The organism is bacterium (genome assembly GCA_029210965.1).
In the GTDB taxonomy this organism is placed as follows: Bacteria; BMS3Abin14; BMS3Abin14; order BMS3Abin14; family BMS3Abin14; genus JALHUC01.
Genome location: JARGFZ010000030.1, coordinates 16,087 through 29,396 on the forward strand (window position 1 = coordinate 16,087; position 13,310 = coordinate 29,396).

Genomic DNA, 13,310 nt, shown 5'->3' on the forward strand with positions numbered 1-13,310 from the left:
TCCGTGTTTCCCTCTTCAGTTCAAATGAGGCAAAGCCCCACATTTCTAATACTTCCCTACCAGGTTGATGAACGCGCCCTGGTGCCTGTAGTCCAGTTGGGTCAGGTCATCCGAAAAATCGCTGAAGTTGTAACCGGCGCCCAATTTTATGTGCTCACCCAGGTGGCGGTAGATCCCCACCAGCGCCCCGCTGCGATTGTCATCCGCGTCGGGCAGGTCAAGCATGCGTCCCTCCAGAAGGGCGTCCCAGCGGTGGACAACGTGCCACTGGGCGCGAAGTACATTAAGGCTGGCCCGGCTGGTGGTGAACTCCGGATTATCCCGGTCCTGGGCCACCTGGCCATATCGGTAGGCGGACTTGCCTCCCACGGTCCAGCGCTTTGTCAGGTCATAGCTGGCGTCTATCGATGCGATATGACTGCGCTGAACAGGGCCGGGTGCCGTGCTGCCGGCGGTCAGCTGATCGGCCGCCGGGAAATTGTAGAAATAGGTGTACTTGACCATCGTATTAAGGCGGTCATGGTTGACGGGGCGATACGCGTGGGCCAGGACGGCTTCCGTATAGTCTCCGTTAAAATAATCCCCCATGGAGCTGTCGCTCACGCCGTAATTGAATTTTCCAATTAGCCGTGAACTGACCGACAGTTGGTACTTGAAGCTGTTTTTCATAAGCCAGGAGGTGCGCTCGGAGGAGCTGGCGTCCGGCTGCTCGATGTTATCGACCCGATATTCGAGGGCGCTGGCGAATTTAACCTTGTCGAACCCGTAGCCGACACTCACACCCAGCGCTTTCCTCTCTAGTTCGGCCGCGGTCTCGGGGTCCCTGAGTGTGGCGAGGTCGAGATTCGCCCCGAAATTGAGTCGGCCGGCGGCCACGAGTTGAACGCCGGCGGAATGGGTCAGACCCGTGGGGACGTCGCCGTGGGTATACCGCTCTTCGGCGTAGACGCTGCCGCTGTCCGAATAACGGGTTTTAAAACCGGAGGTCATGTTGCCCTTCCTGGCAAGCAGACCGTTATCTGTCCGCTCGTTCTCGAGACTGTAGTTGGTGTACAGGGTGGTCCGGTCGGAATACAGGTACTCGGTTCCGAGATTGCCGCCAGTCCCGAGGTCTCCTCCGGAAACCTCGCCGGTGAGGTTCAGCTGGTCGGTCGGTCGCAGGCTGCCGCCGGCACCTAGGCGGCCGTTGTCTTCACGGTTGCCGCTTGTGTTGACTGTTTCCTGAACAAAGGCATAGGCAGTCCACCGCGTTCTGGAGTCGTAGAGCAGCTTTATCGCCGCATCCGTCCGGTCGCCCTCTTCCTGGGTTGACGGGACCACCGCCGCATTGTCCTCGCGGCTGTCTTGACGTACGCCCGAGCCCAGGGTCCAGTGCTCGCCTATCCGGTAGTCGACATTCACCTCCCCGGTCTCAGTCCTCAGACCATCCTGCTGCTCCAGCTTGTCCATTTTCAAACGTAAATTCAGGCGGTCGGCAACCGGAAGCTGGGCCGTGCCGCCGTATTTGGTCAGGTCCCGGTCTGTGGCGAGGCCCGGTGCCGAATAGCCCGCCTCGAGGTCCTGCAGGTAGAAGGTGACCTTCCCCTTGCCGTTCTCGAAAAGGTCCGCGAAGCCAACACTGGCATCAACGCGATAAGCCTGAGCATCCACTTCACCCCCCAGGGAGATCGGCGCGTCGAAAATAAAACCGCCGTCGTCAGAGGTCGTTGCCGCTGCGCCCGGACCTTCAGTGCGACCGCCTTCGAGTTTGATCCACGTGCCTGCGGATTGGCGCAGGGTCAGGTCCGCCCCGCCCAGGCTGTTGTCGATATCCGCTTCCTTATCCCGGCTGGCGGTCAGGCCGACCTTGAGGTGGTCGTTGAGCCAGTAATGGACCCTGCCTCCGGCAGCCATGGTGTCGGGGTCATCGAAACCGGGCGTGAATTCGTAGCGAACCACCAGGGTGACCGGATTGCCGCTGATGGAACCGCCGTGCACCAGCAGGTCGTCGTCGGCCGTGGCGGGCAGAGGCTGCGACAGCACGATGCGTCCCTGAAGGTAGTTGATGTCATAGTCGAGCACCGGCGTCAGGTTTTTGATGGCCAGAACCATCCCGGAATCCTTGTCGCGCACTTCGATGCGCACGCGCTCGGAGCCGGCCAGCACGTCCTGTCTTTGCAGGTAGTAGAGCGATCCGTCCGTGCCGCGGAACTCATCGCGTCCCGCCACGGTTCCTGGGTCAGCGGCAAAGCCGTCCACCACCAGGCGCGGTTCGCCGAAACGGGTGGTTGCAGAGGGCTGATAGTGCCAATTGGCGCCGTACAGCCCCCGGTCCACGTGGGCCAGGTCGGTATCGGTGTAGGTGATCCGGAAGTTGCCCCAGAGGCCATATGATGTTTCCTTTTTCATCTGGAGGTAGAACTTGCCGCTGGTCGGGGCCCCCTGGGTGACGGTACCGTCATCGCCGAAGGTCGGGTAGTGGCGATCCGGGTCGATGCGCCTGAACATCGCCTCAGGTGACTTGTCCATGAAGTTGGAAAAGATCTCGTCCACAGGGCCTTCGCGTGTATCGGCGCTGCCCGTAAGCGACCAGCCGTTTGCGAATTTGCCGTTTGTATAGAACGCCAGGCGGCCCTCGAGGTTAACCTTATCTCTGTAACGGGATCTGTCCGGGGCGAGCAGTTCGGCAGGCCCGTCTGTCTGGTCTTGAGACAGCGTCAGGTCGGCGATTCCCACGGTGAACCAGTCCTCCTTTTCAAGCTCCAGATCGCGCAGGAACAGTTCGCCGTTGCCGGACCTGTCGAGGACGGCCACTTCGACGGTGTGGATTCCCTCGGGCAGGATCTGTTCGGCAACGAAACCGCCGGCGCCGTCCACCGGCACTTCGCGCCCGGCCATCCACACACCGTGTCCATCCGGAATCGCGGTGCCGTGGGCCTGCACGGTGCCGCCGTGAAGGGGGATCCCGCGCCTGGCGATGCGGCTCTCACCGTAACCGGCCAGCAGTTGTTCGCGACGGTCCGCCTCGGCAGCGGACGGGTCTATCCGGTCGACCACCCAAAGGGGCTGGGTGCTGGTCTCGTCGAAAAGCCCCCCTTCACCGTACACGCGAACCAGGTATTTCAATCTGCGCAGGGGCGCCGAGAAATCCTCGAACCCGGGCTGCCACCGGGCCATGCCGTCGGCATCCATCTCGAGGACGGCGAGGGGCGTATCGCCCACGGACTGGTCCTGATCGAAGATCCTGACCTGGGCCCGCTCGATGAAGGCGCGGTAGTTGCTGTACAGGCGGAAATAGACCAGGTTTTCGACAAACTCCGTGTCAGGGGAATCCTGGTGCTGGATGGTGTTCGGCCAGGCGGTCACGTTCAGCCGCGGCTTGAGCTCCAGGCTGTCGTGCTTGAACCGGATCCGGGCATCCTCCAGGGCCACGTCGGTGCAGCGCTGCACGTCCGAACTGCATTTGTTCGGGTCATCGAGAGGCTTTCCATTTACCGTGATGCGCATGAGGTTCAGCGCGAAGGGGTTGCTCATGTTCACTTCGCGGGTGAACGGAGTCACCTCCACCCCTTCATAGTCGTCCCGGGCGATGAGCTCATCGTAGACAACCTGCACCTCGACCCTGGACGTGTCGGACTCGATAAAACCGGCGTTCACCACGTCGTCGGACTGGACATAGCCGCGGCCGTCGAATTCAGCCTGTCCCTGGGCAAGCCCCATCTGCTCGCTCACGGCCTCCATGGCACGGCGTGCCCGGGCCATGGAGAGGCCGATATCGTCCCCGTAGATCCCCGCCGTCCGCCGGTCAAGGCGTTTGTTGCTGGTGTAACCGACAAACCGCAGGCGGACACTGGTCTTGTCGCTGACTTCGCTCATGACGCGGCGCAAGGTGTCGACATAGGCTTCCGGTATCACGGGCTGCCCGTTTTCAAAAAGGATAGGAGCGATGCCGCCCAGGGGAGAATCGTAGACCCGGGTGACGGTCTGGGCTCCGGGGGCGTCAGGGCAGATCTGGGGTTCGTCGGGCAGGTCCTGGAGCGGATCATCGTGCCAGAACTCCACCTCCACGCGCCGGTTAAGCGCCCGGCCGCGCTGCGTATCGTTGGATGTGACAGGCTGCGACGAACCGCGACCCTCTGTCTCGATGGCGGTGTTGGGCAGGCCCAGCTCATCCTGGACGGCAAGCGCAACACGCCGGGCGACCGCCTTCGAGAGCCCGACGGGATCGCCGTAGATGCGCTCGTCCCGCCCCTGAAGCCCTGCGTTGTCTGTATAGGCGATGAACTTGATCACGAGGTTCTGCTTGTCCCGAAGGTTGTCCATCGCCTGGCTGACCTGCTGCAGGAATGTTCCCGGTACGCTCAGCATTCCCTTGTTGTAGTGAAGAGGAGAAACACTGTTCCTGATGCGGGCGCGATGGGCGTTGCCGTCCTTGTAGCTCAATTTACAGACGGTCTCGGTCCGGCAGACCTTGATGCGGAGGATCTCCTGTGGAACCACCACTTCCTTCTCGACCTGCTTCTCGCTGACCTCGTCGTACCAGACCTGCACTTCCACGCGCCGGTTGAGCCGCCGTCCCTCCTCTGTCTCGTTGCTGGCCGCGGGCCGGCTGTCGCCAAGCCCTTCGTAGGAGATGGCTTCCGGCGGGAGGTTCAGCGCTCTCTGGCAGTATTCAGCCACGTTCCCCGCCCGTTCCCGGGACAGCCCGACGTTGTCGCCGTATATGTCCGCCAGGTCGCCCCGGAGGGCCAGGGAATCGGAATGGCCGACAAAATGGAGCCGGACATTGGTGCGGCCGCGCATGCTGTCGAGTACGTCGCGAAGCATCGCGATGTACTCCTCGGTAATATCGATCTTGCCCAGCTCGAAATGGATGGGCCTAACCAGGTTGTCGAGCTTTATGGTCGTGACCTCCTGCTCGGCGACCTGGCGCATTTCCGTCCTGTCCCCTTCATCGACTTCGAATATGGCCGGGTCATGGAGCCACGGTGTGACAGGGACATCCATCGGCAGATGCGTCTCGGCCGCCTCTGAAAAATCGTTGGCGGCGGGGGTGCCTCGCCTCCAGAAAATTTCAGTTTCAAAAGTCAGCTGGTAACCGGTTCCCGTCTGTTCCCATTTTTCGGTGACACTGCTTTTGAGCGCCTCAAGGCGTTCCTCGACCAGGCCGGGAGGTTCCACATCGCCGAGATAGGAAAGCCGCAGCACCGAAGGGGCCTTTTTCAACTCCTCGATCAACTGCGCGATCCTGGGTCTCCACTGCATCCGGATCTCACTGGTACCGGGCTCGAAGGCACCATCGGCGATGTCCATTCGCACCACCCGGTGGATGGTTGCGCCGTAGTTAAAGCGCGCCGCCAGACCGCGGGTGAGCCTCATAACACGGGGATTCTCAGTCGTCAGGCGATAACCGCTCGGCAGGCTGCGCTCGTCCAGCTTGAGGATGAAATTGCTGCCGCGATCCTCGTCGGGCACTGCCGCGCAGGTAATGTGGTAGCGGCCGTATTCGTCGGTGGAGGCGATCAGGCCGCGCGCCGTCACCAGGTCAACCGCGGATAGCCCCTCCTCTCCCGAGTCCTGCACGCCGTTCAAGTTGCGATCGTCGTACACCTTGCCGATCACGTCGGTGCAGTCGAAGTCCGGGTCGGGGATGACACGCACGGTTGCCGTGGCTTCTCCGGAGAGGGCACCGTCAGTAATGGTATTGAGCACTCTGGCCCGGTTAACGTATTGGCCTTCCGAAACACCCGAGCCCACCACGAGCAGCAACTGGATGGTGATCTCCTGGTTGACCGAAAGGTTGAGGTGGTCCCAGACCAGATCCCGGCCGTTGATCAGCGGCTCGACCTCACTGCCGTTCAAGCGGGCGGAACCGGTCTTGTATTTGAATCCGGCGGGGAAAATGTCCGCGATGGCTATGTCGTAAAGAGGCTCGCCGTAAACGTTGGTCACGGTGATCGTGTAGGGGACCAGCGAACCCCGGCTCACGTCGGTCAGGGAGGAGGTCTTGGTGATGGCCGCGGCCCCGGTCAGTTCCGGATCTATGGGTATGAAGTTGTTGAAGATCTGGCTCTGACCGGGAATGGTCCCATCGCTCAGCGTAAGGTGCGTATGATAGATGGTCCCGGCCGAACCGGGCCCAACAGATGGCGGCGGCACCGCCGCGGAGGCTATGACCTCGCAGTACTCGGGAGTTGCCGGCACCGCGTCGTCAGGGCTGCCCGGGCAGGCAGGGACGGAAAACGGCGGCGTGCCCGCGTCGCTGGCGGGCGTAATGACCCGGGACGGCATGTTCATATAGCCGGTGACAGGCGGCGTCACCTCTATGAGATAGTCGCCACCTGGAGGGCAGGATGCGGGGTCGAACTTCAGGTCGAACTTGTAATAGCCGTTTACGGCCGTGACCTGGTTCTGTTGCACGGGGTCGCCGAAGCATTGGCCCGGCAAGGCCATGCCGGTGGCCCCACTGAGCATCGTCACCGTGGCTCCGGCAACCGGTGTACGCGCCATGGAGTCGTATACGGAACCGTTGGGCCAGAGTGGAAGATTGAGGTTCTGGAGGTTGCCGCCGGCAGAAACGGTAATGTCGCTGATAAGCTGCGGACCGTTCGTGAAGGGCGAGTCGGCATCACCCATCGAGGCCGTGTTGGGCCCCGCACTCGGCGCGGTGAAGCGCAGTTCATACAGGTCCGGTGTGCCCTCGTTGAACGCCAGGCCGGTGAACCGGTATATGCCGTTGACATCGGTGGCCGCCGTTGCGATCAACAGGCTGTTTCGGGTGAGCGCAACAGACCATCCCATCATCATGGTTTCGACACCGGTGTCGGGGAATTTATCCAGGTTCGCGTCGTGCCAGACGCTGCCGTTAAGGCTGGCGCTGCCCGGCGTCCCGCCTATGTCGATCGACACGCTGGCAGAGTCGGTCTGCGCGGGGCTGTTCCAGCTGACCACGCCTGTATTGGTGATGGTCGTTCCCATGGGGAGGGCGGGATCGATATCCACGCGAAACCGAACTTCAAACTGGTCGCCGGGCGCCAGGTTCCCGTACTGGGAATCATAGTCAGCGGTGAGCACCCCGCTGGCATAGACGACCCCGGCAGCCGAACCACTTAAGGTGCCGGAACCTGGGACGTAGGTGACCTGGTCGCCCAGGGGAGGGTTCAGATCGTCTGTCACCACTACCTGGGTGGCAGGCAGGCTGCCGATATTGTCCACCCGGATCACATATTCCAGCAGGCCGCCGGCTACGGCTATGCCGCCCCCGACCACCGTCACTTCCTTGGTTATCAAGAGCAGCTGTGCCTGCCCGACGACAACCACGGTCGGCTGGTCGCCGTTGGACGGGATGCCGTCGGCATCGGTGGGCTCTGTCGGCAGTTCGTTCGAGGTAACGCTGCCCTGGTTGACGATGAGGGTCCCGGTGGGAAGGCCGTCGTTGACCTTGGCCTCGAAGGTGACCTCGGCACTCTCGCCGGCCGGAATAATCCCTGTGCCCGGACCGCCTGCGGACTGCACCGCCAAACCGGCGATCAGCGGAAACACGCCGCCGTCGGGTCCCACCGATGAACCGTTTAGAAGAAGGGAATCGGCCACATAGGTCGTGTTGGCCGGAAGGTCATCGGTAAGCATCACGCCCGTGGCCGGAACCCCCCCCGAGTTGCTGATGACGATGGTGTAGAGCAGCGAGTCACATGTCGGAGAGGTACAGACCGGGTCGACGATCCCCGGTGACCCGTAATCGGACTGGATCTGAGCGGTCTTGAGAGCATATAGGAGCGGCACGTTGCTGATCGTCGCCGTGGCCGGAACCGTAATGTAGTCGTTGAGCCCGCCGATGCCGTCCGAACCGTCGCGCTCGTAATCGCTCGGTCCGTCGATGCCAGTCCACTCGGCGACAGCGCTGTTCGTGAGTGACTGGGCGATCGCTCCGCCGATCACCTGCACATCGTAGGAGATGGTGACGGAGGTGCCTTCGGCGATGTCGATGTCGGCGTTGCCGCCTTCAAGGCTCCAGATCAGCGTTTGCGCCTGGTTGATGCCGTCTCCGGTAATAACGGGCGCGGCAATGATGTTGTCGACCCCGACACCGGCACCGACGGTCACTGCCGGGTTGCCGGCATAGACCAGACCAAGTGAGAGGGTGTCGGTCAGCTTCACGTCGAACACATCCGACGAATAGACGCTGTCGTTGGCCGTCAGCGTCACGCTGTAGCGCACTGTCTCGCCGGCGGCAGGAGCGATCGGGTTCGCGCCCTTTGTTATGCTCGATATGTGAGGCTCCAGGATATTGAGCGTAACGGTTTCGCTGGCCAGGGCCAGCTGCGCGGCTCCGCCTGGGGAGTTGGCGTAAGTGTAGGAGGCCGTGTTGTCCACCGCAACGCCCTGCTGGGCGGTGAGTACGTTGCGCACGCGGGCGCTCACCTCGATCACCACCTGCTGGCCCTCCGGGATCTGGGCGACGCCAAAGCTCAGGTCGGGAGCGGTACTGCTGTCCGTCACCGCCGGCCCGCCGTACTGGGTCATACCCAGGTACTCGAGGTTCTCATCGAGGGTATCGGTGATCACGACGTCGTACACCGGGTGGTCGCTCGGCGTTCCGGGCACTTTGATCTCGTACGCCACCTCCTGGCCTATCGTCGCCTCCGGATCTGTCGGCGAGACCAGCGTCTTGGTCGGGGGCGCTGCTGGAGACCAGGTGATCACAACACGTGTCGGGTCCTCGTCGCCCTCCACGTCGGGGTCGGCCTGGCCGTTAATGTTCGGGTCATCGCTGTCGGCGATTTTGACGCCGCCCTGGATGAGGTCCGACTGGTTAAGAACCACGAAACCTTCGGTAAGGTCAGGGTCGAGGGTGATATCGAACGCCACCTCTATCGTGCTGCCGGGGGCACCGCTCAGGTCCCTGATGTCAATAATCCCGTTGCCGGTCCGGGAGGTGTCTGCTCCCGCGGGATAGCTCACGAGGGAGAGCGAATCAGGCACGAACGCCGCTGCCGCGTTCAGGTCGTCGTAGAAACTGACATCGATAAACGACCCGTCGATGCTGCGCAGGCTCAGCGTGTAGCGGAGGGTCTCCCCGGGCTCAGCGATGGTGACGAGGTCGCCGGTGGCCGGGTTGGCTACGGTCTTCTCGAAGAAAGAACCCGATAGCGCCACCAGCAGGTCGTGGGCGTCCTGGCAGTCGGCAACGCTCTCCGTGCCGTCGGTGGGGGGGCAGGTGTGGGTTTGCCCGGTAGTTTCGTCCCCGTCATTCGTCCACCGGGCGGCAGCGGCAACGTTGGTGAGCACGGCGCCGCTTTCGCTGTCAGCGTCGATCTTGGTCCGGTAGTCGATGACCAGGTGCTCATCCGGCCCGATAGGACCGGCCGCCTCGAGTAAGATGAGGTTGAGCTCACAGCCTGCGTAGCTGAGCAAATAATCGGTGTTCTGAGTAAGAGGCGCACCCGCGAGCGTCACGCCGGTCACCTCAGGCGTCAGGGTGCACATCCCGCCACTTACCGCGTTTGATGACGCGCTCGGCAGCATGTCGGCGATGTGGACGTTCCAGGCGTCGCCGGCCCAGGTCCCGCTATTGGATACGTCTATCGTGAACTGGGCCCACTCTCCGAGGTTGATCACCGAGGAGGAACCCGTTTTTGTTACCACAAGGGCGGGTTCCACGATGGTCATAGGGTCTGTCACTCCCCATTCACCCGGCAGGGGCTCGTAGAACACGCCGTCGATAAGCCTCCCGAATAGCCACTTTGCGGTGTTGAAGAACTGCGTGCCCGGCGTGTTATTGCCCGTGTCGTCGAGGACGACCGTCAATTCGATGACGATCTGCTCTCCGGCATCGATGAGAGGGATCGGCTCGTAGGAGAGGTTCTTTTCCGTCCAGGCCCCGCCTGGCGCCGCAGAGTCGGTTTCTTGTACAAGCGCGACGGGGGCACCGCTGCCCAGGTAGTAGGCATTGATGCCCACGAAAGTGAGATCCGCGCCCGTCGCGGTGAGGTCGTCCCAGAAAGTGACGGAGTGCAGGTCATTGACCGACGGCCCGCCTCCCAGGTTCATTGCCGGGAGGGTGAGCGTATAGGTGAAAGGCACGCCGATAGCGGCGGTGGTCTGGCCCGCTGGGTTCTTCTTGTCGATCGTCTCTACGGGTATAAAGAGGTCCTGGCAGGCATTATTGGCACCATAATAGGAGCTGTTTGAAAACCATATCCTGTGGGCGATGTTGGAACAGGCCATATTGCCCGTGTAGTAGACGTTGTCGAAGATTATGAGATATATGGAAGGGTCGTTGGTTTGGAAGTTCAGGGTGGAGGTCAGGGGGTTTGACTGCGGAAAGTTCCTGAACGTGCAATCCGTGTCGATGGTGATCTGGACAGGAACAGGATCTGTATCCCCGTCTATCACTCCCAAGTACGGAGGTTCGCTGCAGAACTTCTCCGCGGCCAGCGCCGGCGAAGCCGCCCCCAGAAGCAGGACGATCAGGACCAGCAGCCAGAAGCCGAACATGGGTCCGCATACCGCCAGGACCAGAGGAAGAAGATCGCCGGCTCTTGTCCATCTCATGCGAAGCACTCTTTTTATGCATGTCGCTCGAGTCATTGTCCTCAACACCGGATACCTCTTCGGGTTCGAAACGCGTCACAAAAAAAGCCTGCTCCCAAAAAAGGAAAGCAGGCTGTGTTTTCAAAAAGCCCCTCTGTTTCCGAATTGGTAAACAGAAGCTTTATAAACAAACAGCTCTGCTTCTTCGGCAACCCGGCTGTCCTTTCCAGGAATAAACGACCTCGGCGAGCGTGATACGCTGACCGAAACCGCCCATATCCAACGGACCCGTGGTTTTGTGCCCCCCGGTTTCCCGGGGTTTACCTTTTCGGAAACAGTGAAAATGATCCATTTCAAAGAGCTGTACTTAAACCTGAATCACAAAGAAATCCGGGCTGTCCCGTGTTAGTGAACTACCACGGGCTCACGCCCGTGGCATCATAAAGGCCAAGCTGCGCTTGCCCTCCGTCTTCCGCACTCTGACTTTGGTTCGTTGACCTCGCCAGGTGCAGGAATACTCCGGGTACTTTCATCTACGGGCTCACGCCCGCAGAATTACGAATGAGCATTAAAGGGTTTTATAAATGCGTCCTTCCATACCTCACCTCAACGCACACCCCGGTGCGCAGGCCCGCTGGACGGGTCTGGCGAACAATACCAGGGGACCTGCTCTCGGGTAGAGGATGACAACCCACCTGCCCCTATTTTCCAGGTAGAGACATTCAATAAGCATGCCATTTTCGACACCCCCGGGGGCTGGAAAACTGACAAATTGTCAGTTTTCCGAAGGCACCTTAAAAACAAGGCATCCAGAAATGCAAAATTGACAGGAAGAAATATAAGAGAAGAAATGTTGGCAGTTTTCGGCTCCGGGCCCTGGGAGGCTTGTACAGACGGGTCTGAAATGTTTTCATAAAACTGACCCGAATTTAGCTCTTTATTAATGTCCCCCGGGGATCATATTCTCTTGCTGGGTGCCATTAATATTGTCAGCAGGTTTTCCCCACTCTTTAAGACCTCCGTGTGGGTGATACGCCAGTATTTGAACTCGATCGTCTTTTTTACCATTCCTTGAGGGCAAATTGTGGGTCGTATCCTGGTTTATTACAAAAGGTCAGAAGGCAGGCTTGTCCCGCCGTAGCTGAAAGCGAAGGAGGAACCTGACCTCATGGTTTAACCCCTCTTCAGCACCTATCCCTTAGCACTGTTTGTATTTGTTATCCCAGCCCTCCCTTAACCTCTCCCTAACCAATTCCATACTGCTCACTTACAAAGGGAAGGAGACCGGCACTTTCCAGATTCCCCAATGGTGCCAGGAAGGTAACCTGAACGACTCCCGGCAGGCGGCCGATCTCAATAGCTCCTGTAATTGTGGCCCGGTTCTTCACTTCCGGAACGCTCATCCCCAAAAGATCGGCCGCTCGCTGCAGCCCGTTCTCAGTGGCTTTATTTAAATCGGCTCCCGTTCCAATAACAGAGATGGGAGCGGATCTCTCCAGGCTGGAGAGGCCCCACTGTTTTGCCAGCGTTTCGGCTTTTGCTCTTTCCCTGGAGTTAATGGGCAAGGCCAGAAAAGGGAGATCCTCGATAAGGGGAAAAAGTACCGGTCCTCGAAGCTCCCGTCCCTTCACCACATCGACCTGCACCGTCAAGACCCCGGCTACGTCCATGGTGTGTCCGGCAATTTCGCCATCGCCCTGGAGCGCGTGCATGTCACCCATGTACACGCCGGCACCGGGCACTTTCACGGGAGCTACCAGGATCGCTCCGGGCCGGACTGCGTCGATGTCCATGTGTCCGTCGGTGCGCAGTTCGAGCTGCTCTTCGGTGATCGCGTAATCATGGGGCGCACCAACAAGAAAAACCCCGAAATCGCCGGCGTTGTGAGAATCGGGCATCTTCACCGCCGGGGTTGTTCCGAGCTGCCCCATGAACGGTCTCATCCGGGATATGACTCCAACGAGATCGTGGGGAGCCATAAGCAGGGCCGAATACTGCCGGCAGTTTTCAGAAAGCTGAGCATGATTCCTGGCATCGCCGGCAATGCGCTCCGCTGTTTTTCCATCCACAGTCACTCCGAGGGATCTCTCATCGTTGAAAACGACGGTATAGCCGTTTTCAAACTGAAATGCCGTTATTACGGTGCCGCAACCGGCACAGCGCACGGCATTCGGGCCCGTGCCTTCTACCCTGGTTTCAGGATTTATGGTACCGCACCCGGGACATTTTTTGGCCACATAGGGGTCACCATGGAAATGTCCTTCGACCATGCGATCCTGCCCGGAGGCAGTGGCCGCAGATGTGACTTTTATCTCCCGGATCCTGATGGCAACAGCATCCCCCGGTTCGGCGTTTTCCACATAAACCGGCCGGGTTACCTCATGACCACCCCTGAGCTGAGGAGTGATCATCGGCCCCCAGCAGCCAGGCATGGTGTTTGCCTCAATGGTACCACCATCCTTTACCGGACCGAGCATCGGCTCGTCAGGGTCCAGAATACCGTTCGTGTACGTTGAAACGACAACCTTTTCATTATTGTCAGCCATGTTTTGACCCCCTGTCCCGTTATTCAGTAAATCCGTGGGTATTTGTGTCAGTTATTTGATTTCCCTACTACTGTTACCTGCTTTTATCGCGGTACCGGCGTGCTGTAGATATGTCTCGTCCCCCGAACCACAGGGGTCAGGGCAGGAATTTAGCAATAGCCCTCCCGTTTAGTTAATTGATAATACCATCTAATCTCACTTTGGTAACCTTTGAGAGCAATGGAGCAATGGGGAGCAATGGGGTCAGGGCGA

The 13,310-nt window shown here is 60.1% G+C and carries 2 protein-coding genes and 1 riboswitch; both genes read right to left on the reverse strand.

Annotated elements, in window-relative coordinates; all coding sequences use genetic code 11:
- Positions 1 to 45: 45 nt before the first annotated feature.
- The gene (locus tag P1S59_10770; protein ID MDF1526735.1) at positions 46 to 10,476 is read right to left on the reverse strand and encodes an isopeptide-forming domain-containing fimbrial protein; all 10,431 of its coding nucleotides are present in this window, start codon (positions 10,474 to 10,476) and stop codon (positions 46 to 48) included.
- Between the two features lie 240 nt (positions 10,477 to 10,716).
- A riboswitch (cyclic di-GMP riboswitch) is annotated at positions 10,717 to 10,847 on the reverse strand.
- A gap of 909 nt (positions 10,848 to 11,756) precedes the next feature.
- Complete coding sequence (locus tag P1S59_10775; GenBank protein MDF1526736.1) at positions 11,757 to 13,058, reverse strand: acetamidase/formamidase family protein; 1,302 nt, start codon at positions 13,056 to 13,058, stop codon at positions 11,757 to 11,759.
- Between the last annotated feature and the right edge of the window lie 252 nt (positions 13,059 to 13,310).